At 65.6% G+C, this 15,180-nt stretch carries 17 protein-coding genes; 8 read left to right on the top strand and 9 right to left on the bottom strand.

Annotation, left to right across the window (positions count from 1 at the left end; translation table 11 throughout):
• The first annotated feature begins 301 nt into the window (after positions 1 to 301).
• A complete protein-coding gene (locus tag JJT62_RS03190) occupies positions 302 to 2,137 on the top strand; it encodes a M3 family oligoendopeptidase (RefSeq protein ID WP_202071217.1) in 1,836 nt (611 codons plus the stop codon).
• A 278-nt stretch (positions 2,138 to 2,415) separates the two neighbouring features.
• Here the strand turns inward: JJT62_RS03190 and JJT62_RS03185 are convergent, their stop codons facing one another.
• A complete protein-coding gene (locus JJT62_RS03185; protein WP_202071216.1) occupies positions 2,416 to 2,784 on the bottom strand; it encodes a hypothetical protein in 369 nt (122 codons plus the stop codon).
• A 192-nt stretch (positions 2,785 to 2,976) separates the two neighbouring features.
• On the opposite strand from JJT62_RS03185, the gene JJT62_RS03180 reads away from it, so the two are divergent.
• Positions 2,977 to 3,639, top strand: coding sequence for an O-methyltransferase (locus tag JJT62_RS03180; protein WP_202071215.1), 663 nt, complete (start codon positions 2,977 to 2,979; stop codon positions 3,637 to 3,639).
• 149 nt (positions 3,640 to 3,788) lie between these two features.
• Here JJT62_RS03180 and JJT62_RS03175 read toward each other — a convergent pair whose 3' ends face one another.
• The 7 genes from JJT62_RS03175 to JJT62_RS03145 form a co-directional block, all read right to left on the bottom strand.
• A complete protein-coding gene (locus tag JJT62_RS03175) occupies positions 3,789 to 4,223 on the bottom strand; it encodes a hypothetical protein (RefSeq protein WP_202071214.1) in 435 nt (144 codons plus the stop codon).
• Positions 4,224 to 4,380: 157 nt separating this feature from the next.
• The gene (locus JJT62_RS03170; RefSeq protein ID WP_202071213.1) at positions 4,381 to 4,773 is read right to left on the bottom strand and encodes a DUF2946 family protein; all 393 of its coding nucleotides are present in this window, start codon (positions 4,771 to 4,773) and stop codon (positions 4,381 to 4,383) included.
• Positions 4,774 to 4,828: 55 nt separating this feature from the next.
• Complete coding sequence (gene obgE / locus JJT62_RS03165; RefSeq protein WP_202071212.1) at positions 4,829 to 5,890, bottom strand: GTPase ObgE; 1,062 nt, start codon at positions 5,888 to 5,890, stop codon at positions 4,829 to 4,831.
• Positions 5,891 to 5,897: 7 nt separating this feature from the next.
• Positions 5,898 to 6,500 carry a GNAT family N-acetyltransferase gene (locus JJT62_RS03160; protein ID WP_202071211.1) on the bottom strand — a complete coding sequence of 201 codons (603 nt, stop codon included), beginning with the start codon at positions 6,498 to 6,500 and terminating at the stop codon, positions 5,898 to 5,900.
• Between the two features lie 189 nt (positions 6,501 to 6,689).
• The gene (gene rpmA, locus JJT62_RS03155) at positions 6,690 to 6,956 is read right to left on the bottom strand and encodes a 50S ribosomal protein L27 (RefSeq protein ID WP_202071210.1); all 267 of its coding nucleotides are present in this window, start codon (positions 6,954 to 6,956) and stop codon (positions 6,690 to 6,692) included.
• A 163-nt stretch (positions 6,957 to 7,119) separates the two neighbouring features.
• A complete protein-coding gene (gene rplU, locus JJT62_RS03150) occupies positions 7,120 to 7,422 on the bottom strand; it encodes a 50S ribosomal protein L21 (protein WP_202071209.1) in 303 nt (100 codons plus the stop codon).
• A gap of 382 nt (positions 7,423 to 7,804) precedes the next feature.
• Positions 7,805 to 8,788, bottom strand: coding sequence for a zinc-dependent alcohol dehydrogenase family protein (locus tag JJT62_RS03145; protein WP_370568481.1), 984 nt, complete (start codon positions 8,786 to 8,788; stop codon positions 7,805 to 7,807).
• 347 nt (positions 8,789 to 9,135) lie between these two features.
• Here JJT62_RS03145 and JJT62_RS03140 point away from each other — a divergent pair, with 347 nt between their 5' ends.
• A complete protein-coding gene (locus tag JJT62_RS03140; protein ID WP_202071207.1) occupies positions 9,136 to 9,705 on the top strand; it encodes a GNAT family N-acetyltransferase in 570 nt (189 codons plus the stop codon).
• Here JJT62_RS03140 and JJT62_RS03135 read toward each other — a convergent pair.
• Positions 9,651 to 10,103 carry a GNAT family N-acetyltransferase gene (locus JJT62_RS03135; protein WP_202071206.1) on the bottom strand — a complete coding sequence of 151 codons (453 nt, stop codon included), beginning with the start codon at positions 10,101 to 10,103 and terminating at the stop codon, positions 9,651 to 9,653. The genes JJT62_RS03140 and JJT62_RS03135 overlap by 55 nt on opposite strands.
• A 15-nt stretch (positions 10,104 to 10,118) precedes the next feature.
• On the opposite strand from JJT62_RS03135, the gene JJT62_RS03130 reads away from it, so the two are divergent.
• The 5 genes from JJT62_RS03130 to cydB all read left to right on the top strand — a co-directional run bounded on the left by JJT62_RS03130 (position 10,119) and on the right by cydB (position 14,789).
• Positions 10,119 to 11,087, top strand: a complete 969-nt coding sequence (locus JJT62_RS03130) for a polysaccharide deacetylase (protein ID WP_202071205.1) — start codon at positions 10,119 to 10,121, stop codon at positions 11,085 to 11,087.
• 259 nt (positions 11,088 to 11,346) lie between these two features.
• Positions 11,347 to 11,778, top strand: a complete 432-nt coding sequence (locus JJT62_RS03125) for a DUF2267 domain-containing protein (protein ID WP_202071524.1) — start codon at positions 11,347 to 11,349, stop codon at positions 11,776 to 11,778.
• Between the two features lie 111 nt (positions 11,779 to 11,889).
• Complete coding sequence (locus JJT62_RS03120) at positions 11,890 to 12,036, top strand: hypothetical protein (protein WP_202071204.1); 147 nt, start codon at positions 11,890 to 11,892, stop codon at positions 12,034 to 12,036.
• Positions 12,036 to 13,619 carry a cytochrome ubiquinol oxidase subunit I gene (locus JJT62_RS03115; protein WP_202071203.1) on the top strand — a complete coding sequence of 528 codons (1,584 nt, stop codon included), beginning with the start codon at positions 12,036 to 12,038 and terminating at the stop codon, positions 13,617 to 13,619. The genes JJT62_RS03120 and JJT62_RS03115 overlap by 1 nt, the downstream gene beginning before the upstream one ends.
• Positions 13,620 to 13,643: 24 nt before the next feature.
• A complete protein-coding gene (cydB, locus tag JJT62_RS03110; RefSeq protein ID WP_202071202.1) occupies positions 13,644 to 14,789 on the top strand; it encodes a cytochrome d ubiquinol oxidase subunit II in 1,146 nt (381 codons plus the stop codon).
• The last annotated feature ends 391 nt before the right edge of the window (positions 14,790 to 15,180 follow it).

Below are 15,180 nucleotides of genomic sequence, written 5' to 3'. Positions count from 1 at the left end.
CGGGGATCCAGAGCCAAATCAGCGCCCAAAGAGAAGCATATCGGCGAGCAAGCGCGAAAGAGCGCTGCGTTGCCCCCTCCCCAACCCTCCCCCGCTTCGCGGGAGAGGGAGCAGATTGTCGCCTTCATGACAGCGCCGATCATGAGCGTCCCCTCTCCCGCTTGCGGGGGAGGGACAGGGAGGGGGCCGCGCAACGCCGCCGTGCGCTTGCCGCTGCGGGTTGATCGCCCTCGGGCTTTGCTCATATGAATAAAGCAATTCGCCGCACCGGCCTCCGCAACTCTTCCCATGGTTTCTCACAATGCGCTTCACCTCCTCCGCCACATTTTCACCCGCGGACGCCGCCGCGGGCCTTTCCGAAACCCTGCCCGAGTGGAACCTCGCTGACCTCTACGAGGGCACGGATTCACCCCGGCTCAAGGCCGATCTGGCGCGCGTCGCCGAGGAGGTGACGCAATTCGGCAAGGATTATCGCGGCAAGCTTTCCGAGCTTGCGACGGACGCCCAGGCCAGCGCGACGCTCGGCGAGGCGGTCGCGCGCTATGAAGTTCTGCAGGATTTGCTCGGCCGGCTCATGTCCTTCGCCGGGCTGCTCTACAGCGGCGACACCACCGATCCGACGCGCGCCAAATTCTACGGCGACGTGCAGGAGAAGATCACCAACGCCTCGGCGCAGTTGCTCTTCTTTCAGCTCGAGCTCAATCGTCTCGACGACGCGGTGCTGATGGCGGCGGCGGGCACGGCGCCGCTCTCGCGCTGGAAGCCCTGGCTCGAAGATATCCGCAAAGAGAAGCCTTACGAGCTTGAGGACAAGCTCGAGGAGCTGTTCCACGAAAAATACATCTCGGGCGCGGCCGCCTGGAACCGTCTCTTCGACGAGACCATCGCCTCGCTGCGCTTCAAGGTCGGCGCCGAAGAGCTGGCGATCGAGCCGGTCCTCAATCTCATGCAGGACCCGAACGAAGACAAACGCCGCGAGGCGGCGCAGGCGATCGGCGTGACGCTGAAGGGCAATCTGCGCACCTTCTCGCTGATCACCAACACGCTCGCCAAGGACAAGGAAATCTCCGACCGCTGGCGCGGCTTCAAGGACGTCGCCGATTCACGCCATCTGTCCAACCGGGTCGAGGGCGAGGTGGTGGAGGCTTTGGCCAAGGCGGTGACGCAAGCGCATCCGCGCCTGTCGCATCGCTATTACAAGCTGAAGGCCAAATGGTTCGGCAAGGATGCGCTCGATTATTGGGACCGCAGCGCGCCGCTGCCGGCGACGCCCTCCAAGCGCTATTCCTGGGAGGAGGCGCGCGGCATCGTGCTCGACGCCTACAAAGGCTTCGCGCCGCGCATGGCCGAGATCGCAGGCGATTTCTTCGACAAGCGCTGGATCGACGCCCCGGTGCGGCCGGGCAAGGCGCCCGGCGCCTTCTCGCATCCGACCGTCCCCTCGGCGCATCCTTACGTGCTGCTCAATTACCAGGGCCGGACGCGCGACGTGATGACGCTCGCCCATGAGCTGGGCCATGGCGTGCATCAGGTGCTGGCGGCGCCGCAGGGCGCGCTGATGGCCCCGACGCCTTTGACGCTCGCGGAGACGGCGTCGGTCTTCGGCGAAATGCTGACCTTCCGTTCGTTGCTGGCGCAGGCCCCCGATACGACGCAGCGGCGCGCGCTGCTCGCCTCCAAGGTCGAGGATATGCTCAACACGGTGGTGCGCCAGATGGCCTTCTACGCCTTCGAGCGCAAGGTCCACACCGAGCGCCGCAATGGCGAGCTCACAGCCGACCAGATTTGCGAGATTTGGATGAGCGTGCAGGGCGACAGCCTCGGGCCGTCGATCCGCCTTGGGCCGGGCTACGAGACCTTTTGGGCCTATATCCCGCATTTCATCCATTCGCCCTTCTATGTCTACGCCTATGCCTTCGGCGACTGCCTGGTGAACTCGCTCTATGGCGTCTACCAAAAGGCGCACGAAGGCTTCGCCGAGCGCTATTTCGCGCTGCTGGAGGCGGGCGGCGCCAAGCCTTACGACGAGCTGTTGAAGCCCTTCGGCCTCGACGCGCGCGATCCGGCGTTCTGGGGGATCGGGCTGGAGATGATCGAGGGGCTGATCGGCGAGCTGGAGGCGATGGAGGGGGCGTGAGCCCGCTACCCTACCCCTCCCTCGTCATGGCCGGGCTCGTCCCGGCCATCCACGCCGCGCAGGCGCCAAAGCGTATCGAGCGGATGAGTTTACTATCTGGCGAAACCTCGTCCCGTCCCTTGGTAGGCCATGCCCCTCGGCGTGGATGGCCGGGACAAGCCCGGCCATGACGGTCGGGGAGGTTGGGGCGCCAGAAGAAATCGCTTGGAAGCTCAACACTTTTTAAAAATTAAAACGCCGGCCAACGGCCGGCGTTTGGTTCCCTCTTTATCGAGAGCTTATTGCACGCCAGCGCGGATCGAGAACTTCTCGCTGCCGCACTGAACCGGGCCCTCGAAGACCTTGCCGGATTCATTCGGCTTGCCGGTCCAAACGCAGTCCTTCTTGCCGTCGGTGCGGTCGTTGAGGTTCAGCTTGTAGACGCCGCCCTCGACCTTGCCGTCGAGCTTATAGGTAATGACCGAGCCGTTATCGAGCTGCATGTCGGCGGAACCGGCAACCTTGTCGCCTTCCGTGGTCAGCTTCCACGTGCCATTGGCGCGCTTGATGCCCGAAGAGGAGATTTCCGTCACGCTGTAGCTGGCGGCGAAGGCCGAGGCGCTGAAAGCCACGACGGCGACGGCCGTGGTCAAAGCAAGCTTGATCATCTGTTTCGCTCCCATAGATTTCGGCTTGGCGCGCCGGCTCGGCCACAGGGAGACTGAGGCGCGAGATAGGGCCATCAAGCCTTCCCTGTTCCGCCGCATGTCGCGAGCGAGAACCGCGGCACTTCGCACGAAGCGCTGTTCGAGGTCAAATGGTTTCGAGTTTTGGGGTTGTTCGAGAGAAGAGGCGCAGCCATGACCAATGAATGGAAAATCGTAGATGATTATATTTCCGACCGTTTGATTCCGCCGGCCGACCGGCAGGGCGCGACGCTGGAGGCCAACCGGGCGTCCGGCCTCCCGGCCATCGACGTCTCCGCCCCGCAGGGCAAGCTGCTGCATCTGCTCGCGGCCTCGATCGGCGCGCGGCGCATTCTGGAGATCGGAACGCTGGGCGGCTATTCGACCATATGGCTGGCGCGCGCGCTCGCCGATGGCGGCAGGGTCGTCACCATCGAGTTCGACCCGCGCCACGCCGAGGTCGCCAGGCAAAATATCGCGCGCGAGGGGGTGGCCGAGAAGGTCGATCTGCGCGTGGGCGCCGCGCTGGATATTCTGCCCAAGATCGAAACCGAAGGCGGCGCGCCTTTCGATCTTGCCTTCATCGACGCCGACAAGGCCAACAACGCCGCCTATTTTGGGTGGGCGCTCAAACTGTCGCGGCCGGGGTCGCTCATTATCGTCGACAATGTGGTGCGCGACGGCGCGGTCGCCGATCCCCATACGACCGACGACGGCGGCCTGGGCGGCCGAAAGCTCTTCGATCACGTCGCGGCCGAGCCGCGGGTGACGGCGACCGCCATTCAGACGGTCGGCTCGAAAGGCTGGGACGGATTTTTGATCGCCCGGGTAAGGTGAGGCCTTGTCATTCCCGACGGGCCGAAGCCCCGATCGGGAATCCAGGGCCGCAAGAGCATCGGTTTTGCTCTGGATTCCCGATCGCTCGCTTTGCGAGCGTCGGGAATGACAGTAGGCAACCGGCGGGCGCGCGAGGGGGGCGACGCGTCTTAGGCTTCCGCCGGCAATTTGTGAGGGCGCTCGATCAGCGCGCCGTCCACGCCGAAAAAGGCCGCCTCGACGCGCCGACCCTCGTCGTCGTAGCGCCAGGCGATGCGCGCGGCGCCGACGTCCTTGGGGGCGGTCGGCTTGCCCTCGGCGGTGTAATAGGCCTCCTCGACCTGATTGCCCCGGGCGTCATAGGCCCGCGAGACGCGCGCGGCGCCGACGCTCTTGCGTTTGATCGGGCGCCCGGAGGCGTCGAAATACATCTCCATCACCTCGAGGCGGCCTTTCGCCGGCGCCTCAGTGGTTTCATGCGCGAGGCGGATGGAGCCTTCGACCGCTTTGCTGAGCTTGCCGTTCTGCGAGCAGCGATGCTCGCGGGCGGAGACGCGGGGGACAGTTTTGGTCGGCTTTCGCGTGGGTTGGGTTTTCTGTTCCATTGATCCGAAGTCGCTGAACGCGCTCCAGCCGGCCATGACACGCCGCCGGGCCCTCCGACCCGCGAAGTGATGCGTGAGATGGCGATGGAGTCGCTTGCCTGAGAAGAGCCGCCCGTTGAGAGAGCGGATCGTTCGACGCCGCTGGCTGCGGCGGGCTTCAGATCAGGACGGGGGGCGCGCGCGAGCCGAGCGGCGGAGTGGCCGCCTCGGCGTTGGGCAAGGCGTGGCCGAAGGCGAGCCGCGCCGCGACATAGGAGAGCGCCGGCGGGGTCTCGCCGATGAAGGGCGAGGGAGCCGCCGCGCCGCCGAAGGAGGCCATCTGGACGACGCAGCAGGCGTCGCCATGGCGGCTGGGGCGGATCGGGGCGCCAGGGGCGCTGTCGAGCGCGCCGGAGGCTTTGCTTTGGCAGATGGCGTCGGCGAAGAGCGCCGCGCCGCGGGCGCTGGTGACCGTGCCCGCCGCGAGACCCTGCAGGATAAGCAAATAGGTGACGAGCAGCGTCGCCGCTGTCGAGCCGAAGTGCCTATGTTTGTCGCTGCAGGAGCTCATAATCTATAATAGCTAGTGAGCCACCTTGTTAAGGTCAATGGCGCGAGGGTGCGGCTCAAGGTCGCCATTCGGCGGGTTCGGCCTCGACCTTCTCCTGCGTCTTCGACGCGTCGATCGCCGCGCTGACGGCGCGCAGGACCTCGGTGACGCCAGCTCCGGAGGCGGAAGACAGCGCCAGCAGGGGCCCGCGCGCCTCGGGCTCCGGGCCGGCGCTGGCGATAGCGCGCTTCAAGCGCTCCCGCTGCTTCTTGAGCTGCTCGGGCTCGACCGCGTCGACCTTGGAGAGCGCGACGATCTCCAGCTTCTCGTCGAGCCCCGCGCCATAGGCGGCAAGCTCGCCGCGCACGGTCTTATAGTCCTTGCCGGCGTGCTCGCCCGTGGCGTCCACCAGATGCAGCAGGACGCGGCAGCGCTCGACATGGCCGAGGAAGCGATCGCCCAGGCCATGGCCCTCATGCGCGCCCTCGATGAGGCCGGGGATGTCCGCAAGCACGAACTCCCGCCCGTCGCGGCGCACCACGCCCAGACCCGGGTACAAGGTGGTAAAGGGGTAATCCGCGATCTTGGGCTTCGCCGCCGTCACACTCGCAAGAAAGGTCGATTTGCCGGCGTTCGGCAGGCCGACGAGGCCGGCGTCGGCGATGAGCTTGAGGCGCAGGATGATGGTGCGCTCCTCGCCCTGCTGGCCGGGATTGGCGCGGCGGGGCGCGCGATTGGTCGAGGTGGTGAAATAGGCGTTGCCGAAGCCGCCATTGCCGCCCTTGCAGATGACGACCCGCTGGCCGACCTCGGTGAGATCGGCGATCAACGTCTCCTCGTCTTCCTCGAAGATCTGCGTGCCCACCGGCACTTTCAGCACGGCGTCGGCGCCGCGCCCGCCGGCGCGGTTCTTGCCCATGCCGTGCATGCCGGTCTTGGCCTTGAAATGCTGCTGATAGCGATAGTCGATGAGCGTATTCAGCCCGTCGACGCATTCGGCCACGACGTCGCCGCCGCGGCCGCCGTCGCCGCCGTCCGGCCCGCCGAATTCGATGAACTTCTCGCGCCGGAACGAGACGCAACCCGCGCCGCCGTCGCCCGAACGCACATAGACCTTGGCTTGATCCAGAAACTTCATGTCACGCTCATGTGGAGGTCAATTTAGGGCGCCGGGCGCCGAAGGCGGTATGGGCGGCGCCGCGCGAGAGCCGCATCCGCACGACCTTGACCCGCCCGCCGCGCGCCGGGGCGTCGGCCTCGATCTCGCCGAGGCTGGTGAAGCCGAGCTTCTCCTGCACCCGCCGCGACGCGGCATTGCCCGGCAGCGAATCGCAGACGATTTCCCCCAGCGACGAGACGCCATAGATCAGGTCGACGAAGCCGCGCGCGGCCTCCGTCATCAGCCCCTGCCCCCAGAAATCCCGTCCCAGCCAATAGCCCAGATACGCGGTGCCGCGGAAGGCGGAGCCATGCGCGCCGATCACGCCGATCGGATCGTTCGGCTCTTTCTTGAACGACAGGGCCAGGACGAGTCCCCTCCCCGATTCGTTTTCGGCGCGGGCGCGGCGCACGAATTCCTCGGCGTCGCCGATATTATAAGGATGGGGAATGGTCGCGGTCTGCTTGGAGACCTCCAGATCGCCGGCGCGTTTCGCCAAGGCGACCGCATCGGCGAGCCGCGGCCAGCGCAGCCACAGCCGCTCGGTTTCCAGCCTGAAAACGTCGTCTTGGGTAATCTCGGGAAACATAAAAGGCTCCAAGCGAAAGACCGAATGTGGCCCCGGAACGAACAAGGGGAAAGCGTCGGCCGCTTCCCCCTAGAGGCCCTTTGGGCCTTTTTCCGGACATTTCGCTCGGGAGCTTTGCTCCCTACCGGGTCGAGACGACCTGTCCGCCGGGGAAAGACCGGCGGCGGGTCGCTTGACGATCCGTCCGCCTTACTCTGCGGCCTCAACAGCCGGTACGACCGATACGCTGGCGCGGCCGCGGGTGGATTTGAACTCCACGACGCCGTTGACGAGCGCAAAGAGCGTATGATCCTTGCCCATGCCGATGTTGCGGCCGGGATGCCATTTCGTGCCGCGCTGGCGAATGATGATATTGCCGGCGAGCACCGATTCGCCGCCGAATTTCTTGACGCCGAGGCGCCGGCCGTCCGAGTCGCGGCCGTTGCGCGACGAGCCGCCCGCTTTCTTATGAGCCATTGTCCTGCTCCGACTTGTTCCTGTGTGGCGGCGTCAGGGCCGCCTGTGAATGCCGTTGCCGAGAAGCGCAGCCCGCAAATCGTTTTGCGGTCGCATGCGCTCCAGAGTTCGACCCGGCGCGATCTCTATTCGCCCGCATGATGCCATGCGAGCGAAGCGTGCGCTAGATCGAAAGGATCTTGACCAGCGTCAAATCCTGGCGATGGCCGCGCTTGCGCTTGGAGTTCTGGCGCCGACGCTTCTTGAAGGCGATCGACTTGGGGCTGCGGGCCTGCTCGACGATCTCGCCGGCGACGCTCGCGCCTGCAATCGTGGGGGCGCCGACCTTGGGGGCGTCGCCCCCGATCATCAGCACCTCGTCGAAGGTGACCTTGTCGCCCGGCGCGCCATCGAGCGCCATGACCGTGATAATATCGCCAGCGGACACGCTATATTGCTTGCCGCCGGTTCTGATGACTGCGAACATCGTTTTTTCCTGTGTTCGAGCCCGGCTCTCGCATGGCGATTAGGCCTGCGGGCCGGCTTTTTGCAGTAGGACCGGTTGCGCTTCGTTTCCGAAAAACGAAAAACGCGGCGAAGCCGCCGCGACGAAGCATTGGGTTCCCTAACGTGCCGGCGGGGCGCCTGTCAAGGAAATCCCGCGCGTTCCAGCGTCATGGCCGCGCTTGTCGCGGCCATCCACGCCGCGCCGACACGGAAAGGTGAGAACATGAGCGGGAGCAACGCGCTTCTTCTCTCCGCTTGTCGCAATGTCTTGGCGTGGATGCCCGCGACAAGCGCGGGCATGACGAGGCTGCGGAGGGTTTGTTAACCTGAATTGCGAGCCCTGCCGCCCCGGGCGGACCGCCTCACGGAACCAGCACCGCCGCTCCCTGCAAGCGCCCGTCGCGCAGATCGCTCAACGCCTCATTGGCCTGCGCGAGCGGATAAGGCGTCGCATGCATCTTCAGCGGCAGGGTCGGCGCGAGCGACAGAAACTCCCGGGCATCCTCGCGCGTGAGATTGGCGACCGACTGCAACCGGCGCTCGCCCCAGAGCAGCGCATAGGGAAAGCTCGGAATGTCGCTCATATGGATGCCGCCGCAAACAACGGCGCCCCCCTTCTTCACGCTGGCGAGCGCGCGGGGAACCAGCCCGCCGACGGGCGCGAAGATCAGCGCGGCGTCGAGCGGCTCGGGCGTGGGCGCATCCGACCCTTGCGCGCTCGCCGCGCCGAGCGAGAGCGCAAATTGCGCCGCCGCGTCGTCGCCGGGACGCACGAAGGCGTGCACGCGCTTGCCCTGCAGGATCGCGACCTGGGCGATGATATGGGCGGCGGCGCCGAAGCCATAGACGCCGAGCGTCTCGGCCGGCCCCGCCATTTTGAGGGTTCGCCAGCCGATGAGCCCCGCGCAAAGCAGCGGCGCCAAAGTCGCGGCGTCGCCCGTCTCGGGCAGAGCGAAACAGAAGGAGGCGTCGGCGATGGCGTGGGTGGCGTAGCCGCCGTCGCGCGTATAGCCGGTGAAGAGCGGATCATCGCAAAGATTTTCGCGCATGGTGACGCAATAGGGGCAATGGCCGCATGTGTGGCCGAGCCAGGGCGCTCCAACGCGCTGACCAATCGCAAAGCCCGAGACGCCGGCTCCCATGGCCTCGACGCGGCCGACGATTTCATGGCCGGGGGTGATGGGGAGCTTGGGGTCCGGCAGCTCGCCGTCGACGACATGGAGATCGGTGCGGCACACGCCGCAGGCCTCGACGCGCAGACGCAGCTCGCCGGGCCCGGGCGCGGGCAGCGGACGCTCTTCCATCACGAGTGGCGTGTTGGGGCGCCGCAGGACCATGGCTTTCATGGTTTCGGTCATTGCTCCCCTCCAGCATGAGATCTTCACGCCGCCGCCAGCGTCATGGCCGGGCTCGTCCCGGCCACCCACGCCGAGGGGCGTAACCCTACTATGGTCGAAGATACGCAGGCCTCCCGCGACTTCCAACCTATGTCGAAATTCGCTTGCGCCGCGAACGTCCACCCAGCGCTGCCGCATCGGCATGGCGTGGGTGGCCGGGACGAGCCCGGCCATGACGCGGGGGAAGGTGGGCGGCGTGTGAAGGACGAGAAAGTTTCCCCGATCGCCCGCCCTCTTGCTTGCCAGGGAGCCGGCGGCTAGACCTCGGGCTTCAACACGACAAAAGCAGCGGACGCGTGGAGCAGCAAGCCCAAGAATTCGACAAGCAGCCCTGCCTCGAAGGCGCGCGCGTGTGTCTGCGGCCGCTCGATCGCGCCGATTTCGGCGCGCTCTACGCCGTGGCGTCCGACCAGCAGCTTTGGGCGCAGCATCCGGCCTCGGACCGCTATCAGGAGCCCGTTTTCCGCAAGCTGTTCGATGAGTCCATCGCCTCCGGCGGCGCCCTGGTCGTGATCGACAAGGCGACGGGACGGATCATCGGATCCTCGCGCTACAACGTCCCGGAGCCGGGAGCGAGAAGAGCGGAGATCGGCTGGTCTTTTCTCGCCCGCGCTTTTTGGGGCGGCGCCTATAACGCCGAGGTGAAGGCCCTCATGCTGCGTCACGCCTTCCGTTTCGTCGACGCTGTGTATTTCAGGGTCGGCGAGAGCAACGCCCGGTCGCGCCGCGCCATGGAGAAAATCGGCGGACGGTTGAGCGAGCGGACGGAAGCGATCACCCTGCCCAGCGGCGTTCCCGCGCTTCACGTGATCTACGAAATTTCCAAAGAGGATTTTTTCTCGCCCGCGAGCCCCTTGCTCAAGTAAATCCGCTGCGCGCCCGGCGGGAAATCCGCGATCTCCCCGCAACGAAGATAGCCCAGCCGCTCGTAGAACCCCGCGACCGCCGGATCGAAGGTGTCGATATAGGCGCCGATCGCGCCGCGGGCGCGCGCCTCGCGCTCGGCGGCGGCAATAAGCCTTTTTGCAAATCCCTGGCTGCGCCATGCGGGCGCCACCCAGAGATGTCTTATATAAAGCCAGCGCCAATGGATGACGCCGTTGAGCCCGCCCTGAAGCGCGCCTCCCGCATCGCGGAGGACGAGGGAAAGCGGCGCCTCCTCGCGCGGGCCGAAACGCGCCGCGATCTCGGCGCCGAGATTGGCGGCGACTTCGGCCGACTCCGCCGCCTCGACGACGAGGCTCAGCTTATCGAACTCAGGCATTCTGACACCGCGCTGATGAAAACCGCTCTCTCCGCCCTTCTATTTTGCGCAAGCCTCTCCGCCGCCGCAACGGCATGGGCGGAAGGTGATTGCGGCCCGGCGGCGATCGCCCCCCTGGCCGGCGCGACCGGCGCGCGCGTGCAGGGCTATGAGTCGATCTTCGAGAGTTGCGTGAAGGACGGCGAAACGCGCCTCGCCACGCGCCGCTTTCGCGTCGACGGCGAGAAGCTGCTGCTGACGGTCGATCCGCAGTCGCTGAAAACAACGCTGGAGCGCGCCGCCTGCTGGCGCTGCGAGGAGACGCGCGACGCCGAACAGGCGGAAACCCGCTTCCTGCAGGCCGTGCGTCCGCCGCAAGACCCCGACCGGCCGCCGGCTTTGGTCAATGCCGGGCTCATCCATGGCAAGGGCGCGGGGGCTTTCATCACCGGCGATCTCTGCCCGAGCCACAAGCCGCTCGACCGCGGCTTTATCGAGGAAGTCGCCGCGCAGGGGCCGGAAACGCCGCTGACCCTCTCGGTCTCCGGCGCCTGGATCGCGCAACATGGGGAAGATTTCGCCTGGCTGCAGGAGAAGGCGCGCTCGGGGGCGCTCGACATTAGCTGGGCCGATCACTCCTATTCGCACCCCTATATTCCGGGGCTGAGGGATGCGCAGAACTATCTGCTGCGGCCCGGCGTGGACCTCGACCGCGAGATTTTCGAAACGGAGAAAATCCTCATCGCCCATGGCGAGACGCCGTCGGTCTTCTTCCGCTTTCCCGGCCTCGTGTCCGACGGCGCCCTGCTGGAGAGACTGAAGGAGCGCCATCTCGTGGCGCTGGGGGCGGATAGCTGGCTCGCGCTCGGCCCGCCGCCGAAGCCGGGCTCCATCGTGCTGGTGCATCCCAACGGCAACGAGCCGGGCGGGTTGCAGATTTTTTCGCGGCTGTTGAAGAGCGGGCGGATGCCGAAGCCATTTCGGGCGATCAACGAGGCGCCGTAGCTTCGGCGTTGACAGCGCCGCGCCCTCCTCAGAATGCTAAGAGGGTCGGGAGCCGTCATGGCCGGGCTTGTCCCGGCCACCCACGCCCAGGGGCACAGCCCAACAAGACGCATTATCGCTATGGATAAAGTTCATGGAGGGCGAGGCTTGTTCCTCTCGCCAACGCAAGCCCAGCATTAGCTGCTTATTGCTCGGCGTGGATGGCCGGGACAAGCCCGGCCATGACGAGGGGCGCCAGTTCAGCGAACCGAACAAGAGGATGCGCTTGATGCCGATACCCATGGATGTCCAACATGCCTCGGAACAATTCGAGAGCTTCCTCGCCGATGCCCGCGACATCTCTGGTCTTGCGACCCGTAATCAGACCTACACGATGGTCCAGGGCGTGCTCCAAGTGTTTCGCCGTCGTCTCTCACTCGCCGATGCGATCCGGTTCGCGGGCGCACTGCCGCCAATCCTGAGGGCGATCTTCGTCTCCGACTGGGACACCGACGAGATTCGGGCGCCCTTTGGCGATCTTGCGTCGATGGCCCAGGAGGCCCAGGCGTTACGTCGCGATCACAATTTTGCCCCTCCGTCCTGTATCGGCGATGTCGCGGCCGCCTTGCGCAAACATGTCGACGCAGCCGATTTCGAACGGGTTTTGGCGTCGCTGCCGGACGGCGCGGCGGAATTTTGGCGCATCTCGTGACTAGCCTGACCGACGCCTTTTGTCGGTAATCTGAAAGCGACAGCCGCCTCTTCGCCTCTTTAGGAACAACCTTCCCGCCCGGACGTTTGTTCGCTTTGGGAGTGCGTTTTCATGCCGGCGCGAGACCAAAGCTTTGCCAGAGAGATCGGCGCGGTTCTGATTGCGAAGGGATTGGCGCTCGCCTTTCTCTATCTGGCGTTTTTCGCCTCCGCGCCCCATGTGCCGCGCGCGGCGGCGTGGCTTTTCGGGGCGCCGTGATGGACGTCGCCGAGCTTTCACGACTGCAATTCGCCCTCACCGCGCTTTATCATTTTCTCTTCGTTCCCTTGACGCTCGGGCTCTCGGTGCTCCTCGCCATCATGGAGAGCGTCTATGTCATGACCGGCCTGCGCGTCTGGCGCGACATGACGATCTTCTGGGGCATTTTATTCGGCATCAATTTCGCCATGGGCGTCGCGACGGGCATTACGATGGAATTCCAGTTCGGCACGAACTGGTCCTATTACTCCCAATATGTCGGCGATGTTTTCGGCGCGCCGCTCGCCATCGAAGGGCTGATGGCCTTCTTTCTCGAAGCAACCTTCATCGGCCTGTTTTTCTTCGGCTGGGACCGTCTTAGCAAGCCGGGCCATCTCGCCGTCACCTGGTGCGTGGCGCTGGGCTCCAATTTCTCGGCGCTGTGGATTCTCGTCGCCAACGCCTGGATGCAAAATCCGGTCGGCAGCCGTTTCAATCCCGACACCATCCGAATGGAAGTCACCGACTTCATGGCGGTGCTGTTCAATCCGGTCGCGCAATCGAAATTCGTGCATACGGTGGCCGCCGGCTATGTCACGGGCGCGATTTTCGTTCTCGCCATCGGCGCGTGGTATTTGCTGAAAGGGCGCCATCGCGCTTTCGCGCGACGCTCGATGACTGTCGCCGCCTCTTTCGGGCTAGCCTCCGCCCTGTCGGTCGTCGTGCTCGGCGACGAGAGCGGTTACGTCACGACCGAAAATCAAAAGGTAAAGCTCGCGGCGATGGAGGGCCTGTGGCGCGCCGAGCCGCCGCCCGCCGCTTTCACGATTTTCGGCATTCCCGATCCAGAGCGGCGCGAGACGCGCTACGCCATCCAGGCGCCGTGGATGCTCGGGCTGATCGCGACGCGATCGCTGACTACCGTCATCCCCGGAATTTACGAGCTGGTGGACGCGGCCAAGACGCGCATCGGCCGCGGCGTCGAGGCCTATGGCGCGATGCGCAGCCTCACCAGCGCCGAGCCGTCGTCGGATATGCGCAAGACGATCGAGGAGCGGCAGGGCGATCTCGGCTACGCCTTGCTGCTGCGCCGCTATACGGACGAACCCGCAAAGGCGACGCCGGAGCAGATCGAGCGGGCGGCCTGGGACACGATCCCCAATGTGCCCGTCATCTTCTGGTCCTTCCGCGTGATGGTGGCGCTGGGCTTCTATTTCATCGCCCTCTTCGCGGTGATGTTCTACGTCTCGTCGCGGCGCGCCTTCGAGCGGCGGCGCTGGCTGCTGCGCCTCGCCTTCTGGTCCCTGCCCTTGCCATGGATCGCGGCGGAGCTCGGCTGGATCGTCGCCGAATATGGGCGCCAGCCCTGGATCATCGAAGGCGTGCTGCCGACCTTTCTCGCGGCCTCGCCGATCCCGGCGGCCAACGTATGGTTGAGCCTCGTCGGCTTTTTTATCTTCTACTCCGCGCTGCTCGTCGTCGATCTTTTCCTGATGGCGAAATATGTGCGGCTCGGCCCGGCCGAGACCTGGGAGATCCCCGACCTCGCGACCCGGCAGGCGCCGCCCGGCGGCGTCGCGCTGGACGACGTTGCGCATGGCTAACGCCTTCGACCCCTGGGGGCTGAGATGCATGTCCCGATCGACTACGACACGCTGCGCGTCATCTGGTGGGCGCTGCTCGGCCTATTGCTGATCGGCTTCGCCGTGTTCGACGGCTTCGATCTTGGAACCGCGATCCTGCTGCCGTTTCTCGGGCGCAGCGACATGGAGCGGCGCATTCTCATCAACTCCATCGGCCCGGTGTGGGAGGGAAACCAGGTCTGGTTCATTCTCGGCGGCGGCGCGTCCTTCGCCGCCTGGCCGCCGGTCTACGCGGCCTCTTTCTCCGGCTTCTATGTCGCGATGTTCGTCACCTTGCTGGCGCTGATCCTGCGGCCCGTGGCGTTCAAATTCCGCGGCAAGGTCGACAATGCGCTGTGGCGCTCGGTGTGGGATTGGGCGCTGTTCTTCGGCGGCCTTGCGCCGGCGCTCATCTTCGGCGTCGCCTTCGGCAATCTTCTGCAGGGCGTGCCGTTTCGCTTCGATGCGGAGCTGCGCGCGGTCTACACGGGGGGCTTCTTCCAGCTCCTCAATCCCTTCGCGCTGCTGTGCGGGCTTGTGAGCGTCGCCATGCTGGTCATGCACGGCGCGGCCTATGTTCAGGCAAAGACGATCGAGCCGATCGCCGGCCGGGCGCGGCGCGCCGGCATGATCGCGAGCATCGCGACTCTTGCGCTGTTCGCGCTCGGCGGCGTTTACGCCTATTGGATGCTGGACGGCTATGCGATCACGAGCCAGGTCGCCGCCAATGCGCCCTCCAATCCGCTCCGCAAGACCGTCGAGGTCGCCGCGGGCGCCTGGATGCGCAACTATGAGCGTTTGCCGTGGTCGCCGGCGGCGCCGCTCCTGGGTCTCGTCGGCGCCTTGCTGGCCGCGGTGATGTTTGCCTTGCGCCGAGAGGTCGCCGCCTTCGTCATGAGCGCCGCTTCCGTCGTCGGCATCGTGGCGACGCCGGGCCTCGCCATGTTTCCTTTCATCATGCCCTCGTCCAGCGAGCCGAACGCGAGCCTCACCGCCTGGGACGCCTCGTCGAGCCATCTGACATTGTATGTGATGCTCATCGCGGTCGTGATCTTCCTGCCGATCGTTCTGGCTTATACGGCGTGGGTCTATCGCGTGCTGCGCGGGAAGGTGCCGTCACATATTTTCGAGCCCGGGGGGCATGCTTATTGAAGGTGAGAATACTCCCACGGGGAATTGGGCAACGCTGGGCGTGAGCTTATCCCTCCCCTTTACGGGGAGGGTGGCCCCGCGTAAGCGGGGTCGGGTGGGGTAAAGCCCCAACGACGGTTGTAGCGGCGCGAACCCCACCCGGCGGCCTTTGGCCGCCGACCTCCCCGTAAAGGGGAGGTATTCGTGGCTAACGAAGCCGGCCGCGATTTGCTCGACCGCCGCAAAATGCGCCGCTACCCCTTACATTGACAAGGGTCCCCCACCCTCTTATCTCTCCGGCGGAAATGCCGCGTCGACCCTGACGTCCGGTGTGCCGGTCGCTGTCGCAAGCGGTTGCTTTTCCAAGACATTTGCGTGCTGCGCCCCGCCCGCCGACAAACGGCGCAAGCGT

It is taken from the genome of Methylocystis sp. Sn-Cys (genome assembly GCF_016745395.1).
GTDB classification, from domain to species: domain Bacteria; phylum Pseudomonadota; class Alphaproteobacteria; order Rhizobiales; family Beijerinckiaceae; genus Methylocystis; species Methylocystis iwaonis.
The sequence above is the reverse complement of the archived record's forward strand: the minus strand, read 5'-3'. Positions and strand labels throughout refer to the sequence as shown.